This is a genomic window from Streptomyces sp. NPDC007983 (genome assembly GCF_042958345.1).
GTDB lineage: Bacteria > Actinomycetota > Actinomycetes > Streptomycetales > Streptomycetaceae > Streptomyces.
Map to the genome: position 1 here is coordinate 241,083 of NZ_JBIBJI010000002.1, position 23,498 is coordinate 264,580.

Annotated in this window: 28 protein-coding genes and 1 tRNA gene; 9 read left to right on the forward strand and 20 right to left on the reverse strand. The window is 72.4% G+C overall.

Annotation, left to right across the window (positions count from 1 at the left end):
• Position 1 precedes the first annotated feature (1 nt).
• A complete protein-coding gene (locus ACFZCY_RS05895) occupies positions 2–2,602 on the forward strand; it encodes a phosphoribosyltransferase domain-containing protein (protein ID WP_391169802.1) in 2,601 nt (866 codons plus the stop codon).
• 31 nt (positions 2,603–2,633) lie between these two features.
• Positions 2,634–3,494 carry an HAD family hydrolase gene (locus tag ACFZCY_RS05900; protein ID WP_391169803.1) on the forward strand — a complete coding sequence of 287 codons (861 nt, stop codon included), beginning with the start codon at positions 2,634–2,636 and terminating at the stop codon, positions 3,492–3,494.
• Here the strand turns inward: ACFZCY_RS05900 and ACFZCY_RS05905 are convergent.
• The gene (locus ACFZCY_RS05905) at positions 3,463–4,095 is read right to left on the reverse strand and encodes a VTT domain-containing protein (protein ID WP_391169804.1); all 633 of its coding nucleotides are present in this window, start codon (positions 4,093–4,095) and stop codon (positions 3,463–3,465) included. The genes ACFZCY_RS05900 and ACFZCY_RS05905 overlap by 32 nt on opposite strands.
• 134 nt (positions 4,096–4,229) lie before the next feature.
• Here ACFZCY_RS05905 and ACFZCY_RS05910 point away from each other — a divergent pair, with 134 nt between their 5' ends.
• The 3 genes from ACFZCY_RS05910 to ACFZCY_RS05920 are packed head-to-tail and all read left to right on the forward strand — an operon-like array spanning position 4,230 to position 6,736.
• Entirely contained in the window at positions 4,230–5,396 is a 1,167-nt protein-coding gene (locus tag ACFZCY_RS05910; protein WP_391169805.1) for a histidine kinase, read from the forward strand.
• Positions 5,375–6,034 (forward strand): response regulator, encoded by a 660-nt coding sequence (locus ACFZCY_RS05915; RefSeq protein ID WP_391169806.1) that lies wholly within the window; start codon positions 5,375–5,377, stop codon positions 6,032–6,034. The genes ACFZCY_RS05910 and ACFZCY_RS05915 overlap by 22 nt, the downstream gene beginning before the upstream one ends.
• Positions 6,035–6,076: 42 nt before the next feature.
• Complete coding sequence (locus ACFZCY_RS05920) at positions 6,077–6,736, forward strand: class I SAM-dependent methyltransferase (protein WP_391169807.1); 660 nt, start codon at positions 6,077–6,079, stop codon at positions 6,734–6,736.
• Positions 6,737–6,776: 40 nt separating this feature from the next.
• Here ACFZCY_RS05920 and ACFZCY_RS05925 read toward each other — a convergent pair whose 3' ends face one another.
• The 3 genes from ACFZCY_RS05925 to ACFZCY_RS05935 all read right to left on the reverse strand — a co-directional run bounded on the left by ACFZCY_RS05925 (position 6,777) and on the right by ACFZCY_RS05935 (position 9,174).
• Complete coding sequence (locus ACFZCY_RS05925; protein WP_391169808.1) at positions 6,777–7,547, reverse strand: DUF4383 domain-containing protein; 771 nt, start codon at positions 7,545–7,547, stop codon at positions 6,777–6,779.
• 87 nt (positions 7,548–7,634) lie between these two features.
• Positions 7,635–7,856, reverse strand: coding sequence for a zinc ribbon domain-containing protein (locus tag ACFZCY_RS05930; RefSeq protein WP_079038385.1), 222 nt, complete (start codon positions 7,854–7,856; stop codon positions 7,635–7,637).
• Positions 7,857–7,923: 67 nt separating this feature from the next.
• On the reverse strand, positions 7,924–9,174 hold the full coding sequence (locus tag ACFZCY_RS05935; protein WP_391169809.1) for a hypothetical protein: 1,251 nt from the start codon (positions 9,172–9,174) through the stop codon (positions 7,924–7,926).
• A 180-nt stretch (positions 9,175–9,354) separates the two neighbouring features.
• On the opposite strand from ACFZCY_RS05935, the gene ACFZCY_RS05940 reads away from it, so the two are divergent.
• Positions 9,355–9,429 (forward strand) — tRNA-Val (locus ACFZCY_RS05940).
• Between the two features lie 134 nt (positions 9,430–9,563).
• Here ACFZCY_RS05940 and ACFZCY_RS05945 read toward each other — a convergent pair.
• The 7 genes from ACFZCY_RS05945 to ACFZCY_RS05975 form a co-directional block, all read right to left on the reverse strand.
• Positions 9,564–9,710, reverse strand: a complete 147-nt coding sequence (locus ACFZCY_RS05945) for a hypothetical protein (RefSeq protein WP_391169810.1) — start codon at positions 9,708–9,710, stop codon at positions 9,564–9,566.
• Positions 9,711–9,745: 35 nt separating this feature from the next.
• A complete protein-coding gene (locus ACFZCY_RS05950; RefSeq protein WP_391169811.1) occupies positions 9,746–10,201 on the reverse strand; it encodes a glycine-rich domain-containing protein in 456 nt (151 codons plus the stop codon).
• A 94-nt stretch (positions 10,202–10,295) separates the two neighbouring features.
• Complete coding sequence (locus tag ACFZCY_RS05955; protein ID WP_391169812.1) at positions 10,296–10,505, reverse strand: hypothetical protein; 210 nt, start codon at positions 10,503–10,505, stop codon at positions 10,296–10,298.
• A complete protein-coding gene (locus tag ACFZCY_RS05960; protein ID WP_391169813.1) occupies positions 10,502–10,666 on the reverse strand; it encodes a hypothetical protein in 165 nt (54 codons plus the stop codon). Before ACFZCY_RS05960 ends, ACFZCY_RS05955 begins: the two co-directional genes overlap by 4 nt.
• Positions 10,666–11,082: a hypothetical protein gene (locus tag ACFZCY_RS05965; RefSeq protein WP_391169814.1), complete on the reverse strand. Its 417-nt coding sequence runs from the start codon at positions 11,080–11,082 to the stop codon at positions 10,666–10,668. Before ACFZCY_RS05965 ends, ACFZCY_RS05960 begins: the two co-directional genes overlap by 1 nt.
• A gap of 102 nt (positions 11,083–11,184) precedes the next feature.
• Positions 11,185–12,390, reverse strand: coding sequence for a helix-turn-helix domain-containing protein (locus tag ACFZCY_RS05970; protein WP_391169815.1), 1,206 nt, complete (start codon positions 12,388–12,390; stop codon positions 11,185–11,187).
• A gap of 167 nt (positions 12,391–12,557) precedes the next feature.
• Positions 12,558–13,229: an MBL fold metallo-hydrolase gene (locus ACFZCY_RS05975; protein ID WP_391169816.1), complete on the reverse strand. Its 672-nt coding sequence runs from the start codon at positions 13,227–13,229 to the stop codon at positions 12,558–12,560.
• Between the two features lie 122 nt (positions 13,230–13,351).
• On the opposite strand from ACFZCY_RS05975, the gene ACFZCY_RS05980 reads away from it, so the two are divergent.
• Positions 13,352–13,717, forward strand: a complete 366-nt coding sequence (locus ACFZCY_RS05980) for an MmcQ/YjbR family DNA-binding protein (RefSeq protein ID WP_391169817.1) — start codon at positions 13,352–13,354, stop codon at positions 13,715–13,717.
• A gap of 6 nt (positions 13,718–13,723) precedes the next feature.
• Here the strand turns inward: ACFZCY_RS05980 and ACFZCY_RS05985 are convergent, their stop codons facing one another.
• The 3 genes from ACFZCY_RS05985 to ACFZCY_RS05995 form a co-directional block, all read right to left on the reverse strand.
• A complete protein-coding gene (locus tag ACFZCY_RS05985; protein ID WP_391169818.1) occupies positions 13,724–14,104 on the reverse strand; it encodes a hypothetical protein in 381 nt (126 codons plus the stop codon).
• Positions 14,105–14,304: 200 nt separating this feature from the next.
• Complete coding sequence (locus tag ACFZCY_RS05990; protein WP_391169819.1) at positions 14,305–15,111, reverse strand: nucleotidyltransferase domain-containing protein; 807 nt, start codon at positions 15,109–15,111, stop codon at positions 14,305–14,307.
• A gap of 110 nt (positions 15,112–15,221) precedes the next feature.
• On the reverse strand, positions 15,222–15,911 hold the full coding sequence (locus ACFZCY_RS05995; RefSeq protein ID WP_391169820.1) for a restriction endonuclease: 690 nt from the start codon (positions 15,909–15,911) through the stop codon (positions 15,222–15,224).
• Positions 15,912–16,057: 146 nt separating this feature from the next.
• On the opposite strand from ACFZCY_RS05995, the gene ACFZCY_RS06000 reads away from it, so the two are divergent.
• On the forward strand, positions 16,058–16,981 hold the full coding sequence (locus ACFZCY_RS06000; protein WP_391169821.1) for a phosphotransferase: 924 nt from the start codon (positions 16,058–16,060) through the stop codon (positions 16,979–16,981).
• On the opposite strand, the gene ACFZCY_RS06005 is transcribed toward ACFZCY_RS06000, so the two are convergent.
• From ACFZCY_RS06005 to ACFZCY_RS06015, 3 genes are all read right to left on the reverse strand, one after another.
• On the reverse strand, positions 16,967–18,052 hold the full coding sequence (locus ACFZCY_RS06005; protein WP_391169822.1) for a methyltransferase domain-containing protein: 1,086 nt from the start codon (positions 18,050–18,052) through the stop codon (positions 16,967–16,969). The genes ACFZCY_RS06000 and ACFZCY_RS06005 overlap by 15 nt on opposite strands.
• A 372-nt stretch (positions 18,053–18,424) precedes the next feature.
• The gene (locus tag ACFZCY_RS06010) at positions 18,425–19,036 is read right to left on the reverse strand and encodes a histidine phosphatase family protein (RefSeq protein ID WP_391169823.1); all 612 of its coding nucleotides are present in this window, start codon (positions 19,034–19,036) and stop codon (positions 18,425–18,427) included.
• A gap of 84 nt (positions 19,037–19,120) precedes the next feature.
• Positions 19,121–20,128 (reverse strand): MASE1 domain-containing protein, encoded by a 1,008-nt coding sequence (locus ACFZCY_RS06015; RefSeq protein WP_391169824.1) that lies wholly within the window; start codon positions 20,126–20,128, stop codon positions 19,121–19,123.
• A gap of 231 nt (positions 20,129–20,359) precedes the next feature.
• On the opposite strand from ACFZCY_RS06015, the gene ACFZCY_RS06020 reads away from it, so the two are divergent.
• Complete coding sequence (locus tag ACFZCY_RS06020; RefSeq protein WP_391169825.1) at positions 20,360–21,142, forward strand: alpha/beta fold hydrolase; 783 nt, start codon at positions 20,360–20,362, stop codon at positions 21,140–21,142.
• Here the strand turns inward: ACFZCY_RS06020 and ACFZCY_RS06025 are convergent.
• The 3 genes from ACFZCY_RS06025 to ACFZCY_RS06035 form a co-directional block, all read right to left on the reverse strand.
• Positions 21,073–21,804: a transglycosylase SLT domain-containing protein gene (locus tag ACFZCY_RS06025; RefSeq protein ID WP_391169826.1), complete on the reverse strand. Its 732-nt coding sequence runs from the start codon at positions 21,802–21,804 to the stop codon at positions 21,073–21,075. The two genes, ACFZCY_RS06020 and ACFZCY_RS06025, sit on opposite strands and share 70 nt — an antisense overlap.
• Positions 21,805–21,997: 193 nt before the next feature.
• On the reverse strand, positions 21,998–22,675 hold the full coding sequence (locus tag ACFZCY_RS06030) for a VTT domain-containing protein (protein WP_391169827.1): 678 nt from the start codon (positions 22,673–22,675) through the stop codon (positions 21,998–22,000).
• 242 nt (positions 22,676–22,917) lie between these two features.
• Positions 22,918–23,397, reverse strand: a complete 480-nt coding sequence (locus ACFZCY_RS06035; protein ID WP_391169828.1) for a DoxX family membrane protein — start codon at positions 23,395–23,397, stop codon at positions 22,918–22,920.
• Positions 23,398–23,498 lie beyond the last annotated feature (101 nt).

The following is a 23,498-nucleotide window of genomic DNA, read 5'->3' on the forward strand; positions in this document are numbered from 1 at the left end:
TATGAGTGGAAACGAGGCAGACAGCGTGGTGTGGTCGGGACAGTGGGTCGCGGACCGGCTCGGCGTACGGCTCGACGGCGACGGGCGGCTGCCCGCGCTGCTCGGCCTCGCCCTGCGGCGCAACCCCAAGCGGGCGCATCTGCTCGTATCGAACGTGCTCGGCAAGCACGTCCCCCAGCGACCCGCCGCCGTCCACGGCGCGGGCGTAGCGCTCGGCCAGGAGGTGCGCGCCCTGCTGGGCGACGAGGCGGCGGCCCGCGCCGTCGTCCTCGGCTACGCCGAGACGGCCACCGGCCTCGGCCACAGCGTCGCGGACGGGCTCGCCCTGGCCCCGTATCTGCACTCGACCCGCCGCCCGGTCGCGGGTGTGCCCACGGTGGGCGGCTTCGAGGAGGAGCACAGCCACGCCACGTCCCATCTGCTGCTCCCGGAAGACCCCCGGCTGCTGGCCACGGACGGCCCGCTGGTCCTGGTGGACGACGAGTTCTCGACCGGCCGTACCGTCCTCAACACCATCGCCGCCCTCCACCGCCGCTTCCCCCGCGACCGCTATGTGGTGGTCGCCCTGGTCGACATGCGCTCCCCGGAGGACCGCGCCCACCTGGACGCCTTCGCCTCCGACCTGGGCGCCCGCGTGGACCTCGTCTCCGCCGCGACGGGCACGGTCCACCTCCCGCCCGACGTCCTGCCCCGCGGCCGCGCCCTGGTAGCCGCCCACGCCCCGGCCCCGCCGGAAGCGGCGGCGGCCCCGGCGGCGGCCGGGGGCCCGGGCGCGGACGGCCCGCAGGTCCTCCGGGTCGAGCTGGGCTGGCCCGCGGGCCTGCCGGACGGCGGGCGGCACGGCTTCACCCCCGCCCACCGCGCCCGCCTGGAGGCCGCGCTCCCGGCCATGGCGTCACGCCTCGCCGAGGCGCTGACCCACGCGCCCGCCGGGCCGGAGCCCGCACCGGCCTCGGCGGTGGACACCGCCGAGGCCCCCGGGGCGCCGGACCGGGCCGCCGGTGCCGCGCCCCGCCGCGTGCTCGTCCTCGGGTTCGAGGAGCTGATGTACGCCCCGCTGCGGCTCGCCGGGGCGCTGGACGACGTGCTCGACGGGGCCGAGGTGCGGTTCTCGACCACCACGCGGTCGCCCGTGCTGGCCGTGGACGACCCCGGCTACGCGATCCGTACCGCGCTCACCTTCCCTGCCCATGACGCCCCCGCCGACGGCCCCGGGCCGCGCTACGCCTACAACGTGGCGCCCGGCGCCGACCCCGCACGCCGCTTCGACGCGGTCGTCGCCGTCGTCGACTCGGCCGCCGACACCCCCGCCCTGCACGCGCCCGACGGGCTGCTCGGGCGGCTGGCCGCGCATACCGACCGGCTGCTGCTGGCCGTCGTCCCCTCCCATGTACCGCCCCCCACAGCCCCCGCTCCCGTCCCCGCCCCCGCCCCCGAACGGCAGGCCTCCATGCCCCAACCGCCGCCCGAGCCCCTGCGCGGGCCAGCGTTCTCGTCCTACGCCCCCGACGACGTCGGCTGGCTGCTCCAGGACTTCTCCCACGTCACCCTCGAAGCCCCCACCGAGGAGCGCGAGGAGGCCATCCAGAGCGGCGGCGCGCACTACGCCGAGTCGCTGCCCGTCGAGTACCAGCCCAGCGAGGCGTACCAGGAGCTGTTCCGGGCCGCGCTCGCGGCCTCCGCGGGCCGGATCGCCCGCGCGGTCGGCACCGTCACCGAGACCGTGCTCGCCGAGCGCTCCCCGCGCCCCGTCCTCGTCTCGCTCGCCCGGGCCGGTACCCCCGTCGGCGTGCTGATGCGCAGCTGGGCGCGCCACGCCCACGGTCTCGACCTGCCGCACTACGCGGTCTCCATCGTGCGCGGCCGCGGCATCGACACCGCCGCGCTGCGCTGGCTGGCCGACCACCACGACCCGGCCGATGTGGTGTTCGTCGACGGCTGGACGGGCAAGGGCGCGATCACCCGCGAGCTGTCGGACGCCCTCGCCCCGTACCCGGACTTCGACCCGCGGATCGCGGTCCTCGCCGACCCGGGCCGCTGCGTGGACACCTACGGCACCCGCGACGACTTCCTCGTCCCCTCCGCGTGCCTCAACTCCACCGTCTCCGGGCTGATATCGCGCACCGTGCTCCGCGCCGACCTCGTCGGGCCGGACGACTTCCACGGCGCGAAGTTCTACCGCGAGCTGGCCGACGTGGACCTCTCCGGCGCCTTCCTCGACGCCATCACGGCCCGCTTCGAGGAGGTCGCCGACGGCGTGGCGGCCGACGCGAAGGAGCTGGCCGCCGCCGACCGCACCCCGACCTGGGAGGGGTGGCGGGCCGTCGAGCGGATCAGTGAGGAGTACGGCATCCACGACGTCAACCTCGTCAAACCGGGCGTCGGCGAGACGACGCGCGTGCTGCTGCGCCGTGTCCCGTGGAAGATCCTCGCCAAGCGGGGCGCGGGCGCGGACCTGGACCACGTACGGCTGCTCGCCGAGCAGCGGGGGGTGCCGGTCGAGGAGACCGACGGCCTGCCGTACACCTGCGTGGGGCTGATCCACCCGCGCTACACACGAGGCGCCACGGGCGCGGACGGCAAGGCGGTGGCGGCGAGATGAACATATCGACAGTTGCGGTGGAGGCGGCCCGATGACCGTTCTGGTGGCAAGTGATCTCGACCGTACGCTGATCTACTCGGCGGCGGCGCTCGGCCTCACCATGCCCGATGCCGAGGCGCCCCGGCTGCTGTGCGTCGAGGTGTACGAGGGCAAACCGCTGTCGTACCTGACGGAGACCGCGGCCGGGCTGCTGGCGGAGCTGGCCCGTACGTCCGTCTTCGTACCGACGACCACCCGTACCCGCGAGCAGTACCGGCGCGTACGGCTCCCCGGCCCGGCCCCCCGCTTCGCGATCTGCGCGAACGGTGGCCATCTGCTCGTCGACGGCGAGTCCGACCCCGAGTGGCACGCCGGCGTGCGCGGCGCCCTGGCCGACTGCTGCGCCCCGCTGGAGGAGGTCCGCGCCCACCTCACCGCCACCGCCGACCCGGCCTGGCTGCTCAAGGAGCGGGTCGCGGAGGACCTGTTCGCGTATCTCGTCGTCGAGCGGAAGCTGCTGCCCGACGAGTACGTCAAGGAGCTGGAGGTGTGGGCGGAACCGCGCGGCTGGACCGTCTCGCTCCAGGGCCGCAAGATCTACGCCGTGCCGAAGCCGCTCACCAAGAGCGCGGCCGTCGCCGAGATCAAGCGCCGCACCGGCGCGGACGAGGTGCTCACCGCGGGCGACTCGCTCCTCGACGCCGACCTGCTGGAAGCCGCCGACCACGCCTGGCGCCCCGGCCACGGCGAACTGGCCACCGAGGGCTGGACGGCACCGCACGTCACGGCCGTCGAGGAACAGGGCGTCGCGGCGGGCGAGGCGATCGCCCGCGCCCTGTCCGAACACGCCTCCCTCCACTGGGCCAAGGCCCGCCGCGAGGTCATCCGCGCCGTTTCCCGCGGCCGGGGCTGATCAGCCTGACGAACCGGGTGGCGGCGAAGCCGAGCCCCGCGAGCGCGGCGGCGCCCAGCACGGCCCTGGAGTACACCGAGACGTAGTCCGTCACCCGGTGCCAGTTGTCGCCGAGCGCGTAACCGGCCAGCACGAAGACCGCGTTCCAGATCAGACTGCCGAGGGTGGTGAGGGCGAGGAAGACCGGGACCGGCATCCGCTCGATGCCGGCCGGTACCGAGATCATGCTGCGGAAGATCGGGATCATGCGGCCGAAGAAGACCGCCTTGGTGCCGTGCCGCTGGAACCACCGCTCGGTCCGGTCGACATCGGCCGCCTTGACGAGCGGCAGCCGCGCGGCGATCGCGCGGGTCCGGTCCCGGCCGAGCAGCGCGCCCACCCCGTACAGGGCGAGCGCGCCGAGGACCGAACCGGCCGTGGTCCACAGCAGCGCGGCGTACAGGTTCATCCGCCCCTGACCCGCCGCGAACCCGGCGAGCGGCAGGATCACCTCGCTGGGCAGCGGCGGGAACAGGTTCTCCAGTGCGATGGCGGCGCCCGCGCCCGGCGCCCCGAGGGCGTCCATGAGGCCGGTGGCCCAGTCGGTGATGCGATCGGTCATGCCACGGAACGCTAGGAATCGGCGCCCCGCCGGACCATGAGGCGGCCCGCCCGGTCGTACGGGTCCGCACCGCACCCACACCCTGCGGAAATCCTCAGTGTGCGGGTGGGCGGTGACGGCTAGCGTTGCGGTCCATGGGGAAGGCGCGGTCGACGTGGTTACGGCGCGGGCTGCGGCTGGTGGGCGGGCTGCTGATCGGCGCGGGCACCGCCGTGGCCGAGCTGCTGTTCACCGTGGCCACGGGGCTGGTCCTGCTGTGCGTCACCCCCCGGCCGCGCGCCCGCACCCGCGCGCTGCGCCCGCTGACGGCGACCGCCCGGTGGCTCACCGAGGCGGAACGCCGCAAGCTGGCCCGCTTCCTCGGCACCGAGATCACCCCCGACTACGGCGGTGAGCAGGCGCTGCGCTACCTCGCCACGCGCTGGGCACTGGGCCTGCTCGGCGGCGTGGTCCCGGCGCTGGCCGCGATCGGCGCCGGATTCGGCTCGCTGCTGCTGTGGGGCGTGCCGGTGCTCGGCGGCGACCACTGGTTCGACCTGGTCACGACCGGGATCGGCGGCGTGGTCCTGTTCATCCTCGCCGCCGAGGGCGTCGTGGCGGTCGCGTCCTGGGAGGGGCTGCTCGCGCGGCAGCTGCTCGGCCCCAGCCCCCAGGACGCCCTGCACCACCGGATCGAGGAGCTGGCCGCCAGCCGCGCCGGGGTGGTGGACGCCGTGGACGAGGAGCGGCGGCGCATCGAACGCGATCTGCACGACGGGGTGCAGCAGCGGCTCGTCGCGCTCGGCATGCTGCTGGGCCGGGCCCGCCGCAGCCAGGACGCGGAGCGGGCGCACGCCCTGCTCGTCCAGGCCCACGAGGAGAGCCGCCAGGCCCTCAGCGACCTGCGCGAGGTGGCGTGGCGCGTCTACCCGGCCGCGCTGGACGAGGCCGGGCTGCGGGTGGCGCTGGAGGGGGTGGCCGAACGGTCCGCGATCCCGGTCCGGCTGGCGTACGGCCTGGCGGCGGAGCCGGGCACGACGGTCCGTACGGTCGCGTACTTCGTCGTCTCCGAGGCCGTGACGAACGCGGTCAAGCACTCGGGCGCGTCCCGTATCGACGTCGCGCTGACGCATGATCCTGCCGGCACCCTCCGCGTACAGATCACCGACGACGGCACCGGAGGCGCCGACCCGGCGGGCGGCGGTCTGCTCGGCCTGGCGCGCCGGGCCGCCGCGCTCGACGGCCGGCTCCGGGTGGCCAGCCCGCCCGGCGGCCCCACCACCATCACCGCGGAGCTGCCATGCCTGCCCCCTTGCGCGTAATCCTCGCCGACGACTCGACCCTGCTGCGCGAGGGCCTGGTGCGGCTGCTCGCCGACGAGGGCCACGAGGTGGTGACCGCGGTCGGCGACGGCACCGCGCTGATCGCGGCCGTGGACCGGACCCCGGACGTGGACGCCGTCGTCGTGGACGTCCGCATGCCGCCCACCCACACCGACGAGGGGCTGCGGGCCGCCCTGGAGATCCGGCGGCGGCACCCGGCGATCGGCGTGCTCGTCCTGTCGCAGTACGTCGAGAAGCGGTACGCGACCGAGCTGCTGAGCGGCCCGGGCGAGGGCGTCGGCTACCTCCTCAAGGACCGGGTCGTCCAGGTCGACGAGTTCCTCGACGCCCTCGAGCGGGTCGCCGCGGGCCGCGCCGCGTTCGACCCCGAGGTCGTCCGCCGGCTGCTGTCCCGCAGCACCCACACCGACCCGCTCGCCCGGCTCACCCCGCGCGAACGCGACGTCCTCGACGCGATGGCCCAGGGCCACGCCAACGCCACGATCGCCCAGCGGCTGCACGTCTCGCGCAGCGCCGTCGAGAAGCACATCAACGCGATCTTCGACAAGCTCGAACTGCCCGGCAGCTCGGGATACTCCCGCCGCGTGCTGGCGGTACTGCGCTACCTGGGAACCTGAAATAGGGGAGCGGTCCGGACCCGCATGGAGAGAGACTGAATCATGGCCGAGACCAAGAGCACCCCGATCACCAGCGAGCTGTACGGCTACATGCTGGCCCACAATCCGCCGCTCGACCCCGTGCAGCGCGAACTGGTCGACGTGACGCACGCGAAGCTGCCGCAGTACGCCGGGATGCAGTCCGCCGAGGAGCAGGGGCCGCTGCTGGCGTTCCTCGTCCGGCTGACCGGCGCCCGTCACATCGTCGAGGTCGGCACCTTCACCGGCTTCTCCGCGCTGTCCATGGCGCGGGCCCTGCCCGCCGACGGCACGCTGGTCGCCCTCGACGTATCGGACGAGTGGACCGCGTACGGCCGGGAGGCGTGGGCCAAGGCGGGCGTCGCCGACCGCATCGACCTGCGGATCGCGCCCGCCCTGGACAGCCTGCGCGCGATGCCCGCCGAGCCGCACATCGACCTCGCCTACCTGGACGCGGACAAGGCCAACTACATCCCGTACTGGGAGGAGCTGGTGCCGCGGCTGAACCCGGGCGGGCTGATCGTCGCGGACAACGTCTTCTACGGCGGGGCCGTCGTCGACCCGGAAGCCACCGGGGGCGGCGCCGCGATCAGGTCCTTCAACGACCATGTGGCGGCCGATGACCGCATGGAGGCGGTCATGCTGACGATCGCCGATGGCCTGACCCTGGCTCGCCGTCGCTGACCGGTCGCCCGCCGCTGACCTGCCGCTTGCCGCCGCCGGCCTACCGCTCGGCGCGGTGGCGGCGGGGCCAGTGCCGGTGGGGGCGGCGTGGCCCGGACGGGGCCGCGTCCTCCGGCGCCCGGTCCAGCTTCCCCCACTTCCCGGGCGGCCTTCCCTCTGGGCCCCCGGGCCGTGCGGGCTCGCCGGGGGCCACGGACTGTCCCGCGCCCGCCTCCGCGGCCCGCCGCCGGGCGGCCATGACCTCGCGCGCCCGGGCCTCGCGCTGGGCCTGTTCGGGGTGGCGGGAGATCCAGTACGGGTTGTCGTGCGACAGCTTGCTGCTGACCCTCCCGTACATCCCGAACCACATCAGCATCAGGCCCACCACAAAGCTGAACAGCACGTTCTGCAGCCGGAAGGCCAGGAAGTTGAAGCTGGTCTCCAGCACCGCGAGATTGATGAATCCGCTCAGCAGGAAGAGCAGCCCGAGGACCATGTTGAGCGTCGAGGCGAAGTTGCCCCCGATGACCATGCCGATGAACAGCAGCGCCCCGATGGCGATGGACAGCACGCTCAGCGCGCCGTTGGTGTTCAGCCCGGCGGCGGTCGCGCCGCCGATGTCGAAGAACCCGATGTTGTCGGTCAGGCCGAGGATGCCGAAGGCGACCAGGACCAGCCCCATCAGCCCCGCACCGAGGCGGTAGACCCTGCTCAGGCTGTGGTCGACCGGCAGATGCTCATCCAGCTTGGTGTGCCCGCCGATCCGCTCCGGAAAATGCCGCGCGGAACCCGCGGGGTGCGGACCGATGGGGGAGGGACGGCCGGTAGCCATGTCGGCCTCCTAACCGGCGAGGCCGTACCCGGTGGGTACGCGGGAGTGCGTGCCGTTTTACGCACCCCCATGACGTACCTCCCAGGATCAGCCGCAGCACCCGCCACCGCAACATCCGCCCCCACCGCCGGCGGGCGCCGCCGGTGCCGAGGAGGAGGCCGAGCCGCCCATGACGGCGACGGTCGACAGCAGCTTCACCGTGTCGTCATGCCCGTCCGGGCACGAGGCGGGTGCCGAGGACTCGGCCATGGGCCGGTTGAGCTCGAAGGTGGTCCCGCAGGCGCGGCAGCGGTATTCGTAGCGAGGCATGTCAGGAGCATAACCACCCCGACCACCCCGCAGTCCCCGATTCCCGGCCCGTACGCCGCGACCGGCCTCAGTGCCCGCCCCCGAGGTCGTCACGGATCTCCTGCACGACCCGGGCGGCGGTCTGCCGGACCGCCTCCGTCTCCGTGAGGAAGTGCCACCAGTCGGGGTGCCGCCCCTCCAGCCCCGCGATCGCCCGCTCCAGCCGCCCCACCGCGTCGTCCAGCGGGCGGGCGTGGCGCGGGTCGGGGGTACTGCGCCCGGCCATCGCCAGCCGCTGCGCGTCGCGGATCGCGAACCGGGTGCGCTCGATCTCCTTGTCCTGGTTGAACGACACCTCGTCCAGCCGCCGCAACCGGTCCCCGGCCGCCGACACCGCCTCGTCCGTGCTGTTCAGCAGCGCCCGTACCGTACTGAGCAGGGCCGTGGCGTCCGGCCAGCGCTGCTCCTCGCGCGCCGTCCGCGCCTCGCCGAGCTTCGCCTCGGCCTGCGCCACGTCCCGCGCCGCCTGCCCGGGCACCGACTGCAGGTCCTGCCAGCAGGCCGCGCTGTAGCGGCGGCGCAGCTCGCTGAGGACCGGCTCCACCCCGGCGGCCCGGGTGGTGATCGCCTGGGCGCGGGTCCGCAGCGACACCAGCCGCCGGTCTATCTCGGCCGCCCGCTCCGGCAGCCGCTCCGCCTCCCCGCGAACGGCTTCCGCCCGCCGCAGCACATCGTCCGCGCGCCGGATGGTCTCCTGCACGCCGTGCTGCCCGGCGCCCTGGTTGAGCTTGGTCAGCTCGGGCGCCAGCGCCGCCAGCCGCGCCGCCAGATCGTCCGCCCGCAGCCCGGAGCCGCGCACCTCGTCCAGCGCGTTGGTGGCCGCCAGCAGCGCCTGCCGCGCCCGCTCCACCGCCGGCGCCAGCCGCGCGAGCTGCGTCTCGGCCTGCTGCAGCAGCGGCCCCAGCCCCTGCCCGAACCGGTCCAGATCCGCCTTGGTCCGCCGCAGCTCGTCCCGGGCCCGGGTCAGCTCCGCCCGCGCCCGCCCGGCGGCCGCCGCGTCCAGACCGTCATGGTCCAGGTCGTGCGCGTCCACCGCGCTGATGTAGTCATGGCTGACCTGGTCGATCCGCTGCCCGAGCGCCGCGAAGTCGGCGGCGGCCCGGCGGGCAGCGGGGGAGTCGTCCACCGCCGTGATCGTCTCTATCGAGATCCGCAGATCCCGCTGCGCGGTGTCCAGCTCATAGAACGCGGCCGCCGCGGCATCCTTCGCCGCCTGCGCCTCCGCCCGCTGGCTCTCCCCGCGTCCCCCGAACCACCGCCGCGCAGGTGTCGCCGCCACTTCCCTCTCCCAATGGATCGCCCGGGCCCGAATGTCATTCTCCCACCCACCAGGGACGAACACAGAGGTCGGTACGGTTCGCGTCGCCGGCCTTCTTCCCGCCACGACCGCCGCCACGACCGGCGCCGCAACCGGATTGCGGCGGCACCCCGCGAACAAGGTAGGCTGACAGCTCTCCCAGGGCGCATAGCTCAGCGGTAGAGCGCTGCCCTTACAAGGCAGATGTCGGCGGTTCGAATCCGTCTGCGCCCACCAGTGCGAAGACCCCCAGCCGGTGTCGGTTGGGGGTCTTCGACATCTGCTGTTGACATCAACAACGCCCCTGGAGCGATCATGGTCCGGGGCAGTTGACATTCAGACGCCGTCGGCAGGGCTGGGTGGGGCTCAGCTCAGCGCGGCCGCGGGCCGGGACCAATGTCGGGGACGATGAACCCCCGGACCGGCCGGGCCTCGGACGGATCCTGTTCGGAGGCGTCCGCCTCGGCCCGTCGCATGGCCGCGACCAGCTCGGCGTACTTCGGGTCGATCCACTCCATCGGTGTCCTCCTTTCCGGCCCGCAGCCTACGCGCGTCAGCCCTTGGGCTTGGGGATGATGACGATCGGCCCGCCGTCGTCCGAGTGCTGGCAGCGGGCCGCGACCGGGATGCTCTGTTCCGTGGGCGCCAGCCACAGCGCGTCGTCCACGGGGAACCCGGCCTCGGCAATGCGCTGCTGGGTCCGCGTCAGCGCATCGGGGTCGCGCTGCTCCGGGTCGGGTGCCTCCGGGATGTGGTGGACGAAGGTGCCGACGCGCTCGCACAGTTGGCGGTACGTGCGGGTGTGCAGGATCAGCGCGTGCCACCCCTCATCCACGACCCGGGACGGGGCGAGATGCTGGTGCGCCCCCGCCGCGGCGGCGACGAACTTCACCGCCTCGTCGACGATCCGCGCTGCCAGTCCGTCGTCCATGCCGGGGTTGTTGCGCAGGACGGTCCCGATGACCTCGGCCCGCTGTAGCCGGTCGAGTAACGCAGTAATGTCACGCATGTGCCTTCCTCTCCGTGAGTGGGGTGGTGCACGGTCTCCGTCCCGGTCGCTGGCCGTGAAAGCGCGCGTCCGGGGCGGGGGCTTGTCTGCCTGGTCATGGCGCTGCGGCGGTGAGGACCGCCCGCACCGCGTGGCGCAGCTCGTCCCCGGGGCTGCACCGCTCACCCTCCCGGCAGTCGGCGCAGTCCATGGCGTGGTCGAGGAACCGGCCCCAGGGCGTCGGCTCGGGCGGAAATTGTTCGCGGGTGAGCGTGGCCGGGTCGAGGTCGGCCGCGGTCGTGGCGAGCTGCTGGCGGGTCGTCATTGCTGCCGCCTGACGGGGAACGGGTTGCGCTGCTTGGGGAAGGTGGGCGCGCAGCCGGGGCAGGCGTACAGGGTACGGCCGCCGACGCTGGCGCCGTGCTCGATCGCGACGACGACCGGCTCGCGGGTGGTCGTCTGGCAGCGGGCGCAGACCTGAGGCATCACCGGTCGCCCTCCTGGCCCTCACCGGGCTCGGCGAGCAGGATGCTGACCAGTGCCTTGTACAGCAGGTGCGGGTCGGTGAGGTACCGGCCGCGGGTGAACGGGACCCGCCAGTACGAGCCGGGGCGGGTCAGCCGGTCTGCCGGGGGCACGCCGAGGTAGGTGGCGACGCCTTCGGTTCGGGTGAGGACGTCGACTCCGCGCAGGTTCCAGGACGCTGCCGTGCCGGGTGCGATGAGCCAGTCGAGGGTGTTGCAGCGGTCCTTGGTGACGGCACCAGACTGATCGCCGAGGATGTCGAGGGCGCCTTCGCCGACCTCCTCCGCGACCCGCACGGCGTCCCACCACCAGCCTGTCGGTAAGGCCTCGGGGTCTGGCCCGTTCGGCGGTGTCCACTGCTCGGCTCTGGTGGTCATGGTCGACTCTATGCAACGTGCTGTTCACTTACCGTCACATCGTGTCGACTTTCGGGGTCGTCAGTGTTCCCGGATACGGAACAATGGCGCCCCTCGGAGGTGCTACATGCCGACCCATGCAGCCAACGAGGACAGGGACTCGGGCGCCCGCCGCTGACGGCGCACCAGGACGCCGATCGTCTCCCGCATGAGCGGGTGATACCGGGCCTGCTGCGGAGCGACGCGGCGCGCCCGCACCAGGAATCGCTCAGCAGGTTCTGTCTTCCCCATCTGTGCGTAGGCCCGGGCCATCTCGATGTAGTACCGGCCGACGCGCATCCGCGGATGTGTGTCCGGGAAGTGCAGCTTCTTCGACAGCTTCACTGCCTCGCCGAGTTCGCCCAATTCCACGTTGGTCGCGACGTCGAAGTGCTGCACGTTGGTCAGCCCGAACGACGACCAGTAGACGTCCGGCACGTCCCGGCCGATCTTCTTGGCCGTCTCGCGGGCGAGGCCCATGTATCCGGTGACGGCGTCAGCGTCGCGCGCTTGCGCGGCCGCGATGGCCGACGCGAGGTGCAGGCTTCCGGCCACCGCCAGGGCCTCCACGGATCCAGGCCGCTCGACCTGGTCGATGAGCCGGTGGCCGCGGGTGATGACCTGCAGCGACATCTGATTGTTGCCTCGCCGGAGCAGCATGCTCGACCGTTTGTTCAGGCGGATGGCGAGCAGCAGCGGGTCCTGTGCCTGCTCTGCCATCCAGCCCATCCGTTCCAGTGCGATGGAAGCCAGGTCGTGGTAGCCGACCCGGTAGGCGAACTCGTAGGCGACCCAGTAGCACCAGCTCAGCGACGACGCTGCGCGCCGGTAGCCCTCACCCGGCGACAGGAGGCTGACCATGGTGGTGAGTTCGCCGAGCAGACCAGGCAGCTTCGAGCCGATGACCTTGTACTCGGTGGCTGAGGCCCCGTCGCAGAGCGCCCGTACGTCGCTCTCTACCTGGTCGATGGGCCTGGGGACGACGTGGGGGTCCGGCCCGAGGTCGTACATGTCGAGCGCCTCGGACAATGGGGAGATCAGACGGTCGAGATGATCCTGCTGCAACTCGGACATGTACGGCTGCCCGTTGAGTACGGCGATGTCGACCTGGAGGACTCGCGCGACGGCCGCTACGACAGAGGGCGTGGCCGGCGCCAGACCCCGTTCCACCTTGGCGATCGTGCCCCGGGAGAGGAACGCTCGTTGCGCGAGGGCGGTCTGTGTGAGTTGACGCAGCTTCCGGTAGTCCGCGATCCGCGCGCCGATGTGTTCCTCATTGCTCGGTGGCATGCTGAACTCCGTCCTGACCTAGACACTCAGAACGGTACCCCCGGGGCCCTGGCGGGTACGGTCGATCGGCCCTCAATCCGGTGAGGGCCGTCGCGCTTCCTTGACACGACGAGTGCCCTCACCCGGCCCGAAGGGGCCCGGCTTGGGGTTTCCCGATTCCGCGAGCGTCACGTGGCTGCGGCCGACGCTCCTCGCAGGGCCGCCCCCGCGCCGTGGGGGATCGGGTCGCCGTGGCCGAATGCCGCCGTGTCGGCGTCGAGCTCGGCCAGTCGGTGCAGCGACTCGATGGCCCGGGCGCGGTCGGTGTTGAAGACGCCCAGCATGGTGTGGCCGACGTTGGCGACCGCGTCGCCGGTGAACAGCACCTTCGGTCCGGGCAGGTGGAGTGCGATCGAGCCGTCCGTGTGTCCGGGCACCGCGACCACCACCGCCCCGCCGCCGAACGGCAGCACATCGCCGTCCTCGACCTCGCGGTCCACTCGGCACGGCGGAGCGGGCGGCAGCGGTGGGAGGGCCGCTTTGATCGGCACCTCGAACTCCTCCAGCACCGGTGGCGCCCCGACCTCCTCTCCGCGGATCACCGGAGCCTCCAGCCGATGCGCCACCACCTCCGCTCCGTGCCGGTCGGCCAACTCGGCCGCCGAGCCGGTGTGGTCCTCGTGCCAATGCGTCAGCACGATCCGCCGCAACACACCGTCCAGCGCTCCTTCGAGTTCCGCCGCGCAGTCGGCCGTCCCGGTGTCGATGAGGGTCAGCTCGTCGCCGTCGCGCCACAGATAGGCCGCCCCCACGGGAAAGCGGAGCATGCGCAGGCTCGGTAATACCTCGATGACCTCCATACGGAGCAGTCTGCACGGCCGCTCGCTGAGGGCTCATCCATGCGTGGATGCACATGGTGGAGGATGGGGCAGAGGCCGTCACCGTGGCCATCCGTTGAGATTCGAGATCGAGGAGACCTGGAGTGACCCCCGAGCAGCTGCGGTCCTTTTGTGTGTCCTTCAACGCGGCCGCGGAGGAGTTTCCCTTCCCGCGGGTGCCGGAGGTCTCGGCCTTCAAGGTGTGCGGCAAGATATTCGCGCTGTCGACCCTGGACGCGCGTCCGCTCACGGTGAATCTGAAGTGCGAGCCGGAGGTCGCGATTCGGCTGCGGGGTGACCACCCGGGGCTGATCGTGCCGGGGTGGCATATGAACAAGCGCCACTGGAACACGGTCACGGTGGATGGCGACCTTCCGGACCAGCTGGTCCGGGAGCTGATCGAGGACTCGTACGACTTGGTGGTGGCGGGGCTGCCGAGGGCTGAGCGGCTTCGCCTCGACCGGGCCTGAGGACCTTCAGGGCTTGGCCGACAGGCGAAAGCGCGCGATGCGCAGCCGGTCCGCCGCGGCCAGCGCCTCCTCGTGCCAGGGGTGACGGTCACGGGGCAGCCCGGCGTACGGGTCCCGGATCGCGCCGGGGCCCTTGCGCTGGACGAGTTCCTCCAGCAGGCGTGCCACTTGCTCCCGGTCCTCGACGGCCGTGGCCTCGGCCCGTACGTCGCGGCCACGCAGCAGCAGACGTACGGCGCGAGGGGACCGGAAGTTGCTCATCCAGCCGGTCCGCGCGCCGAACGCCCACACCTCGTCCGGATCCCATCGGTAGTAGGCCACCGGAATCGCGTAGGTGCGCCCGGACTTGGCGCCCTCGTAAGTGAGCAGCATGAGCCGACCGCTCACGAGCGGATGCAGCCGGGACCGGAGGAGCGGCCGGACCACACGATTCGCGGCGTTGAAGAGGCTCTCCGGCGGTTGCCATCGAGTGCGAGCCATGTGTTACGGAGTCCCCCTCGTCCTTGTCCCAGTCGGATCGTCTGCCCGCCAACCTAGGGCTGTTCCACCAGTACGGACAACGACTCAGGCAATCATGGTCTGGGCCGTCAGGGTCGTGGGGCTTTCTCGCCGTGCACGGCTGTGTATTCCGCTGCGAGCCAGGGACCCAGGTCGTTGATGAGCATCCCGAGCACCGCCGGGTCGGGGGAGGGCGCGCGGCCGGTGGACGCGGCGATGCGCATCTGTTCGACGCGCTCGGGGTAGTAGCGGCCGAAGAGTTCGGCGGACTGGTCGAGGTCGCTGGTCCAGCCACCCCACCGGGGCATGATCAGGGTGAATCCCGTGCGGACGAGGCGACGGCCGACGAGACGGCTGAGGGTCCGGCGATCGGCGTCCGTGACGGCTTCGGCGGCTTTGGCGCGCCAGCGAGGGAGTACGCGGGCGAGGTCGCCGTTGGTTTCGCGCGCGAGGGTGGCCGTGGGGCGGTAACGGGGCAGTTGTTCCGCGAGGTCGGGGCCGAGAAGCGGGGTGCAGAGGCAGGCGATGAAGAATCCGGCGTCGTGACGTTCGAGATCGCTGAGCAGGACCCGCGTGCTCGTCAGCAGGATTCCGACGCCATCGATCTGGGGGAAGGTCTGGTCGAGTGTGGCCTCGATCGTTTTGGCGTCAGCGCGGTCGGCTTCGGTGGGCTCGTCATCGAGGGCGAGCTGAAGGTCGAGGTCGGAGACGCCGGGTGTGGCGGTGCCGCGGGGGATGCTGCCATAGAGGTAGGCGCTGTGCAGGCGCGTTGGATCGAACGTATCGGCGATATGAGTGCGTGCGGCATCGACGATGGGGATGAACGCTACCGGTACTCGGTCCAGTGCGCCTTCGCGTGCGATCACTCCGTCGCGGTCCAGCCCTCGTCTGTTCATGGCATCGGACTCCTCCTCGCCCTTGTCTCGTCGGCATCATCTGATCGCCAACCTAAAGTTGTGCTGTCTGCACTGACAATGCCTCAGCAGAGGGGCGTCCGGGCCGAACTTCAGCGTCGAAACGCTTGTGACCTCGCCCGGCGTCCGCGTGGCGGGCCGCCGCTGCCCGCGCCGTTGAGGGGGATCAGGGACTGCAGGGTGGAGCCCCTGACCCAGGCGCCGAGCAGGTTGCGGTGGAGGGCGAGGATGTCGTGCTTGGTGGCGAGGGCCTGGGCCGCGCGGGTGAAGGTGGCCGTGGTGACGAAGATCGCGACGTCCGCGCCGTGTTCGGCTTTCGCGGTGCCCAGGAACTTCTGCATGTCCCCGCTCGATACGGTGCGGTGCGGCGCGTAGTGCTTGCACTGGACCACCAGCCGCCGGCCGTCCGGCATCAGGCCGATGACGTCGGCGCCCAGGTCGCCCGACTTGCCGGAGACGATGACCTGGGTGCAGCCGTCGCGGCGGCACAGCTCCGCGACGTATCGCTCGAAGCGCTGCCATGTCATGGCGTCGACCTCGGACATGGAGCGCTCGCGCGCCTTGTTCTCCTCCTCGGCCTGCCAGGCGCGATGTCCGGCGACCGTGGTGCGGTGCGTCGTACGGAGCCACCAGGCGGTACCACCGAGCAGTGCCACGAGGGTCACGCCGACGACGTACGGCCACACCGTGTCCCAGTTCAGGGCCAGGATGAAGAGGAGTGCGGCGCCGGTGGGCCAGGCCCTGCGGCGTAAGGCTCGTCTACGTCCTCGTCGTGTCGCCATCGCGTCTCTCCCCCTGCCGGTGTGCCCCTCGGCGAGCAGTTTCGGGAGTGGTGGGGTGACTCGCAAGACCGCCTCACACGCCGTCCCGGCGTCGTCCGCCGAAAATCCGGTGACGGCGGCCCGCGCGGTTTCTAGGGTGAGACCTTGTGCTTTCCCGTCCCTCTTTCATCAGTGACGACGCGGTCGCGCGCGCGGTAGCCGCGCACTGGCTGCCCGAGGCCGCCGAGGTGGACCACCTGCCCTGGGGGTTCGGCGCGCACCACTGGCAGGTGGCCGGTGGTGGGACGACGCTGTTCGTCACGCTGGACCAACTGGAGCCCCGACACACCGCCGCGTCGCTGGAGGCCGCCTACGCGGGGGCCGCGTCGCTGGCCGGGGCCGGGCTGCACGTGGTGTGCGCGCCGTTGCCCGCCCGGTCCGGGCGGTTCACGGTCGACGTCGGGGCCGGGGTGCTCAGCGTGACGCCGTGGCTGGAGGGGCGGACCCCGACGGAGGAGGAGGCGCGCGAACCCGGCCACGTCCGGGCGGTCCTCGCCGCACTGGCCGCATTGCACGCCGCGGCGCCACCGGACGGCCTGTCACGGTGGGCCCCGCGCGTCGGCCCCGGGTTCGCCGACACGCTGCGGACCCGCACCGCCCGGCCCTGGGCGTCCGGGCCGCTGGCGGAGCAGGCCCGCACCGCGCTCGCCGACCACGCTGACGCGATCGCGCGATGGACGCGCCGGTACCACGAACTCGCGGACCTCGCCCTCGCCCACCAGGACTCCTGGGTGCCGACCCACGGCGAGCCGCACAACGACAACCAGGTCGTGGCCGCCCACGGGCTGCGGCTGGTCGACTGGGAGTCGCTGGCCCTCGCGCCCCGCGAACGGGACTACGCCGACCTCCTCACCGCGGGCGCGGGCGACCGCCTGCAGGCCGACCCCGCGATGGTCGAGCTGTTCGCGCTCGACTGGCGGCTGTCCGAGATCGACGAGTACGCGCGCTGGTTCACCGCCCCGCACACCGGTACGGAAGACGACCACACCGCCCTGGAGGGGCTGCGCGAGGAACTGTCAGCGGCCCTGTGAGTCAGGGGGCAGCCACACCTGCTGGCCCTCGGAGGTCACCGTCAGCGCGAAAACGTCGGCGCCCGGGCTTCCGGCGGCGACGAAGTCGTCGTATACCGCCGTGACTTCCTGCCACAGGTCGCGGGGACCGTACTGCCACGTCTCCTGGGCGTTGACGGTGGCGGCCGAACCCTCCCGGTCGTGGAGCCACACCTGGTACGTACCGTCCTGCGTCCCGTCCGCCATGACCACGCCCGGCAGCCGCGCGCCCGCGAAGAGGGCGAAGCCCAGGTCGGCCGGCGCGTCCAGCGGGAGTGGGCCGGGGCTGCCGCGTCGGCCGGTGCCGCTGTCCACGGGGGCGTCCGGTCGGGGGCGTTCGGAGCGCATCGGCATGAACCTGGCGCCTCCGATGAACCGGCCGCGGGCCGTGCCGCCCGCGGTCGTCTCGAGCCGTACCAGGGCTCCGGACCAGAAATCCCCGGCCAGCGGCGCGACGATGATCCCGCCCACGGTGGTCTGCCGCACCCAGGCGTGGGGGATGCGGCGCACCGCGCAGGTGGCGATGATCCGGTCGTAGGGCGCCGCGGATTCCCAGCCGCGCCCACCGTCGCCCCATACGACGTCGGGGCGGTAACCCGCCGCCTCGATGACCTTCGCGGCCCTCTTCGCCAGCGCCTCGTCGACCTCGACGGAGGTGACGTTCGCGCTGCCGAGTCGCTCGGCGAGCAGCGCCGCGTTCCACCCGCTGCCGGTGCCGATCTCCAGTACGCGGTGCCCGGCGGCGACATCGAGCGCACCGAGCATCCGGGCCACCATGGTGGGCATGGAGTTGGACGAGGTCGCCAGCCCGGGGCCGTCGCCCCGTCCGTCGTCCACCTGGGTGACGATCGGTACGTCGCGGTAGACCAGGTCCCACCAGGCATCGTCCGTCGTGACCGGCACGCAGGTGGCCTTCTGCTCCCAGATGTCCGCGGGGATGAATCGGTGGCGCGGCACGACCTCGAACGCGCCGCGCCAGTCCGGTGACAACGCCCCCGACGCGGCGAGGGTGTCGAGGAGTGCGGTGTGGCGTTCCTGCCACCGATCGGTCAACGGATCCTCACCTCTGTTTCGACGGCTGATCGCCGTCCGGCGGGGGAGGCGGCGGGGGCGTCCACGGCTTGATCGGGGCGGGATCACCCTTGTGCTTGCTCTCGGCGATCACTGGCTACCTCCGGGTGTTCATTATTGCGGAACGGAAGGCGGGCGCGCGGGCCGAACAGGCGTAGCAAGTGTGCCCTGCGCCGGTGGAGCCGTGCTGGAGCGGAGGGCGACCGGCACCCGTCGGGGTGGTTGTCCACAGGCTCCGGCGGCTGTCGGTGGGTGGCCGTACCGTGATTCCCGTCCTTATTCACGTTGCTGGGCTGCACGTGACTCGGATGCGGAAGGCCGGGCCCTACAGCACGGGTCCGGCCTTCGTCCGGCTCATCTCCGGTCCGTACGGTCCGGCTGAGACGCCGGCAGGTGGGAGGTGTCGTTGTAGCAGTGCAGGGAGACGGGGAAGCCCGGGCGGTAGCGGAGGACGGTCAGGGCCGCGTTGTCGTGGTTGAGGCCCATCCAGCGCCATGGCGGTGCGTCGAGCGCGGCGCGGACGAGCCAGCCGATGAGGAAGGCATGGGTGACGACCAGTTCGTGGCGGTCCTCGGCGCCGGGCGCCGGGCCCGTGAAGCGCTCCAGAGCCTCGTGGGCCAGCCGCGGGCCCTCGGCGCGCTCGTCCGCCGGTACGCGGTGGACGAAGTCGAGGAGCACGTCGGCGGAGTCGGGCGGGAGTTCGTCGCGCTCCGGCGTGTGCGGGACGTAGTCCCCGGCGGGCTCGCACACGTGCGTGGGGACGCCGTCGAGCTGGGCGGCGATCAGGTGTGCCGTCTGGGCGGCGCGGGGGAGCGGGCCGTGGTGGATGGTGGTCAGGGGGACGTTCCGGAGCCGCTTGCCGAGCAGGACGGCCTGGCGGCGGCCGTTGTCCGTCAGCGCGCGCTCGTCCTCGGTCGCCTCGCCGTGCCGGGTGAGGTAGAGGTGGCGGGTTGCCTTCGTGGTCATGGATCCCCTCGCGGTCCGGGTGCGCGGCACCGGTAGCAGTCGTACGCAGTCGTACGCAGGCGTACGGACTCGTAGATGCCGCTTCTACCGGCCCGGTTCCCGCTCGCCCGGGCTCAGCCGCACCACCGTTTCGGCGAGTTGGACGCACACCTGCTCGATCTGCCGCCGCGTGTGGTCGCGCTCGGCGATGATCGCCGCGAGGAGGAGCGCGGTCAGGGTCGTGGAGCCGTTGAAGGCCTGGAGGGTGACCATCCGGGTCAGCAGCGAGTGGCCCGCGAAGGGGCCGACGCCCTCGGCCGTGGCCTGGATCGCGAGGACGGTGACGATGAGCGAGCAGGGCGCGGCGCCGGGGAGCTGGAAGCGCAGGGCCGCCCAGATGAGGAAGGGGAAGACGAGGAAGAGCAGGCTGGCGGCCGTACGGGTGGCCACCAGCATGACGGCCGCCGTGCCCAGCGGCAGCGCGGCCGCCTCCAGCCGGCGGTACGGGGTGACGCCGCGCGGGAGGCGGGCCCGGCGTGCGGCCAGCAGCAGGGGCGTGACCACCAGGACGCCCATCGCGTCCCCGGTCCACCACACCGACCAGGTGGGCCAGAAGGCGCTCGCGGGGAGGGCGTTCGCGAGGACGAGGGCGGCGGTGCCCAGCGTGGAGCTGATCAGCATTCCGGTCAGGGCGCCGAGGAAGACCAGGGCCAGCGCGTCCCGCAGCCGGTTCAGTTCCGTACGGAAGCCCGCTCGCCGCAGCAGCAGATACGCGCACAGCGGGGCCAGGGTGTTGCCCGCGACGATCGCGAGGACGGCGAGGGGCGCGGGGCCGATGGGGGCGTTGACCGCGAGGGCGCCGAGGGTGATCCCGGGCCAGCTGCGCGGGCCCAGCAGGAGCAGGCAGGTCAGCGCGATCCCGGTCGGCGGCCACAGCGGGGTGACCTGACCGCGTACCAGCTCCTGCAGCAGACCGAGCCTGGCGCCCGCGTAGTACACGGCGGCCACGGCGATGATCACGGCGGCGGTGCGCAAGGCGGCGGTGCGCGGAGGCGTGGTCCCGCTGCCGCCCTCGTCGTCGGACCCGCGCTCGTCGCCCACCACAGCGGCCATGACACTACGGACGGCCCGGCGGCCACGACCGGACACGCGGACCGGCGCGGGCGGCCCGCCGTACGGGTGAGCCACCAGGGTGAGCCGTCAGGGTGAGCCGTATGGGTGACCCGTACGGATGACGCCCAGCGCATATGCGCACCGGGCTTGCCCACTTCCGCGCGAGACGCCACCGTTGTCCACCAGCGGGCGCGCGCCGCGTGTCCGCATTCGACTGGGACCGGAGGTGCCATGGGACCGCTTGTTCCACCCCTCGTTCCACCGTATGAGACCGTCGGCGAAGGACCGCACCATGTCATGGCGGTGCACGGCTGGTTCTCGGACCGTGCCGCCTATGCCGCGATGCTGCCGCACATCGACCGGCGCGCGTTCACCTACGTACTGCCCGATCTGCGCGGCTACGGGGAGGCGCGTGACGTCCCCGGCGCGTACACCACCAGCGAGGCGGGCCGGGATCTGCTCGCGCTCGCCGACCATCTGGAGTGGGAGCGGTTCTCGCTGCTCGGGCACTCGATGGGCGCCGCCGTCGTCCAGCGCGTGCTGGCGGCGGCCCCGCACCGCGTCCGGCGGCTGGTCGGGGTGGCTCCCGTACCGGCGAGCGGGGTGCCGATGGAGGGTGAGCAGTGGGAGCTGTTCACGTCGGCCGCCGACCGGCCCGAATGCCGACGGGCGATCATCGACCTCACCACCGGCAGCCGCCATCCGGACGCCTGGCTCGACCTGATGGTGCGGCATTCGCTGGAGCAGAGCGACGCCAAGGCGCTCCGGGCGTGGCTGGACTCCTGGGCGCTGGAGGACTTCCACGAGGAGGTGGACGGCTCCCAGCTGCCGGTGCGGGTGGTGGTCGGCGCCCATGATCCGGCGCTCACCGCGGAGGTGATGCGCCGGACCTGGCTGCGCTGGTACGCCAACGCCGACCTGGTCGAGCTGGCGTCAGCGGGGCACTATCCCGCCGACGAGACGCCGCTGGAACTCGTGCGGGCCGTGGAGGACTTCATAGCCGCTGCCGGGTAGTCCGTGCGGACCCGTGCCGGCAGAGGCGAGGGAGCCTTGGGGGAGGGCGGGGCGGAGGCGGACGGCGAGGCGGTGCGGGCGCGGTCGCGCTTCGCCTCGCTCCGCTGGTAGCGCGCCTCGCTCTTCCGGTACTGGGGCAGCAGCGTGCCCACGATCCGGTCCACATAGCCGCGGGTCTCGTGGATGGTCGGGATGCCGCGCGCCCGGAGCACCGCGCCCGGTCCCGCGTTGTACGCGGCCAGGGCGAGCCGCGTCCGGTCGCCGGGGATCCGCTCGACCACGTCGTACAGGTGGCACATGTAGTGCGCCTGGGAGGGGATGGCGTCCCGGGGGTCCCAGACGTCGGCCTTGCCGTCGCCGTTGCCGTCCCGTCCCCACTCCTTCCAGGTGTCCGGGGCGAACTGCGAGATGCCCTGGGCGTGCCCGGAGTCCGCGTCCGGCCGCCAGCCGCTCTCCGCGTGGATCTGCGCGGCCAGCAGCGGCACGCTCAGCGGGGAGCACACCTTCGCCGCCCGCTCCACGGTCGGGCGCCGCGCGTCCGGGATGACGGGCAGCTCGGGCTCGGAGGGCGTCATGATCTGCCGTACGACGAGGATGGCAGCGACGACCAGCGCGAGACCGGCGACGAATGCCGCGAACATCCCGGCCGCACGGCTCAGCATGCCGGGACCGGGGGGACGAAGTGACGCATGGGACGCATGGGACGCGTGGGTCGCATGGGGAGGACCGTAACGGCAATCCCCGGGTGATCCGTAATCGACGCAACAACGGCGCCCGACGACGCATCAGCGGCGTCCGGCGGCGCTCAGCGATGCCCGGCAGGCCCCGACATGACGCTACGGAACCTTGCGTACGCTACGGGACCGGGGGCACCGGGCCCGCCGCGGCGACCGCGAGCTGCCCGGCCTCGTCCTCGGCCGGACGCCGCATCACATACGCCGCGCCCGCGCCCGCGGCGAACAGCGCGAGCACCGAGACCGCCGTGCCCAGCCAGCTGGCGCCGAGCCACTGGCCGCCGACGTAGCCGAGCGCCACGCTGTACGCGGCCCAGGCCAGACCGGCCACCATCGACCAGGGCAGGAATTCCGTCACCCGACGGTGTGCCGCGCCCGCGCTCAGGCTGACGACCGACCGTCCGGCGGGGGCGAAGCGGGCTATGACGACGAGTGCTCCGCCGCCGCGCACCACCGCGGTGCCCAACTTCTCCTGGGCGGAGGTGAGTCGGCGGGAGCGGGCGATGGCCCGGTCGAGCCGGTCGCTGCCGCGCCAGGCCAGCCGGTAGGCGACCATGTCGCCGAGGACGGAGGCGGTGGCGGCGCACAGCAGCAGCGCGAACATCTCGGGGAAGTCGGCCGCGTCGGCCTGGCGCACCACGCCGACCGGGTCGACGGTGGTGCCCGCGGCGGCGGTGGCGGCCGTGATGACGAGGAAGCCGCTCGGCAGGACGGGCAGGAAGACATCGAGCAGGACCGAGACCGCGATGACTGCGTAGATCCATGGGGTGTTGGTCAGCGACCCCAAATGTTCCAACAACGTTCTTCTCCCGATCCCGTTCCCCCGCCGCCGCGTCCATGTCCGCGCGGGGCGGGCGGGAGCGACCTGTACAGCCATACAGCGTACGCCTGTGACGATCGAGGATACCGGTAAGGGGTGACGATGCTGTTCGAATCACGCCATGCGGGGCACGTGGCCCCGCATGGTGCGATTCACGGCACGTTCACCGTTCGTGCTGTCCGGGCACGTCACGGAGCGGATCGTGACGTGGTGCCCGTCGGTCAGACCGCGCTCGGCTGACGCTGCGGTCCGGCCGCCGCGGAGGACGCGCGGGACGAGCCGAAGATCCGGTCCAGCGCCCAGGGGCCCGGGCCGGTGAAGACGATGAGCAGGAACGCCCAGCAGAACATGGCCGCCGGCTCGCCGCCGTTCTGGAGCGGCCACAGCTTCTCCGGCTGGTGCTCGTGGAAGTACGCGTAGGCCATCGAGCCGGAGGAGATGAACGCGGCGACGCGGGTGCCGAGGCCGAGCATCACCAGGGCGCCGCCGACGAGCTGGATCACCGCGGCATACCAGCCGGGCCAGGTGCCCGCCTCGATGGTCTTGCCGGTGCCCATCACGCCGCCCATCCAGCCGAGCAGCGACGAGGCGCCGTGGCAGAAGAAGAGCAGGCCGACGACGATCCGGAAGAGGGAGAGGGCGTACGGCCTGCCGGTGTCCAGCAGGCCGTCGAGTGAGCGGGGATTGGTGTCGGGAGACATGAGGGGATTGCTCCTTTTGTTCCTGGGGACGGAGAAACAACGGGACGCCAGGTTAGGTTCCCCTCATCTTTTGTTGCAAGTTCAAGTTCCTGCCAATGTGG

Bases quoted from the DNA above. Each gene is read 5' to 3' on its own strand.
- ACFZCY_RS05895 (WP_391169802.1), top strand. From the start codon at position 2: ATGAGTGGAAACGAGGCAGACAGCGTGGTGTGGTCGGGACAGTGGGTC.
- ACFZCY_RS05900 (WP_391169803.1), top strand. From the start codon at position 2,634: ATGACCGTTCTGGTGGCAAGTGATCTCGACCGTACGCTGATCTACTCG.
- ACFZCY_RS05905 (WP_391169804.1), bottom strand. From the start codon at position 4,095: ATGACCGATCGCATCACCGACTGGGCCACCGGCCTCATGGACGCCCTC.
- ACFZCY_RS05910 (WP_391169805.1), top strand. From the start codon at position 4,230: ATGGGGAAGGCGCGGTCGACGTGGTTACGGCGCGGGCTGCGGCTGGTG.
- ACFZCY_RS05915 (WP_391169806.1), top strand. From the start codon at position 5,375: ATGCCTGCCCCCTTGCGCGTAATCCTCGCCGACGACTCGACCCTGCTG.
- ACFZCY_RS05920 (WP_391169807.1), top strand. From the start codon at position 6,077: ATGGCCGAGACCAAGAGCACCCCGATCACCAGCGAGCTGTACGGCTAC.
- ACFZCY_RS05925 (WP_391169808.1), bottom strand. From the start codon at position 7,547: ATGGCTACCGGCCGTCCCTCCCCCATCGGTCCGCACCCCGCGGGTTCC.
- ACFZCY_RS05930 (WP_079038385.1), bottom strand. From the start codon at position 7,856: ATGCCTCGCTACGAATACCGCTGCCGCGCCTGCGGGACCACCTTCGAG.
- ACFZCY_RS05945 (WP_391169810.1), bottom strand. From the start codon at position 9,710: ATGGAGTGGATCGACCCGAAGTACGCCGAGCTGGTCGCGGCCATGCGA.
- ACFZCY_RS05950 (WP_391169811.1), bottom strand. From the start codon at position 10,201: ATGCGTGACATTACTGCGTTACTCGACCGGCTACAGCGGGCCGAGGTC.
- ACFZCY_RS05955 (WP_391169812.1), bottom strand. From the start codon at position 10,505: ATGACGACCCGCCAGCAGCTCGCCACGACCGCGGCCGACCTCGACCCG.
- ACFZCY_RS05960 (WP_391169813.1), bottom strand. From the start codon at position 10,666: ATGCCTCAGGTCTGCGCCCGCTGCCAGACGACCACCCGCGAGCCGGTC.
- ACFZCY_RS05965 (WP_391169814.1), bottom strand. From the start codon at position 11,082: ATGACCACCAGAGCCGAGCAGTGGACACCGCCGAACGGGCCAGACCCC.
- ACFZCY_RS05970 (WP_391169815.1), bottom strand. From the start codon at position 12,390: ATGCCACCGAGCAATGAGGAACACATCGGCGCGCGGATCGCGGACTAC.
- ACFZCY_RS05975 (WP_391169816.1), bottom strand. From the start codon at position 13,229: ATGGAGGTCATCGAGGTATTACCGAGCCTGCGCATGCTCCGCTTTCCC.
- ACFZCY_RS05990 (WP_391169819.1), bottom strand. From the start codon at position 15,111: ATGAACAGACGAGGGCTGGACCGCGACGGAGTGATCGCACGCGAAGGC.
- ACFZCY_RS05995 (WP_391169820.1), bottom strand. From the start codon at position 15,911: ATGGCGACACGACGAGGACGTAGACGAGCCTTACGCCGCAGGGCCTGG.
- ACFZCY_RS06010 (WP_391169823.1), bottom strand. From the start codon at position 19,036: ATGACCACGAAGGCAACCCGCCACCTCTACCTCACCCGGCACGGCGAG.
- ACFZCY_RS06015 (WP_391169824.1), bottom strand. From the start codon at position 20,128: ATGGCCGCTGTGGTGGGCGACGAGCGCGGGTCCGACGACGAGGGCGGC.
- ACFZCY_RS06020 (WP_391169825.1), top strand. From the start codon at position 20,360: ATGGGACCGCTTGTTCCACCCCTCGTTCCACCGTATGAGACCGTCGGC.
- ACFZCY_RS06025 (WP_391169826.1), bottom strand. From the start codon at position 21,804: ATGCTGAGCCGTGCGGCCGGGATGTTCGCGGCATTCGTCGCCGGTCTC.
- ACFZCY_RS06035 (WP_391169828.1), bottom strand. From the start codon at position 23,397: ATGTCTCCCGACACCAATCCCCGCTCACTCGACGGCCTGCTGGACACC.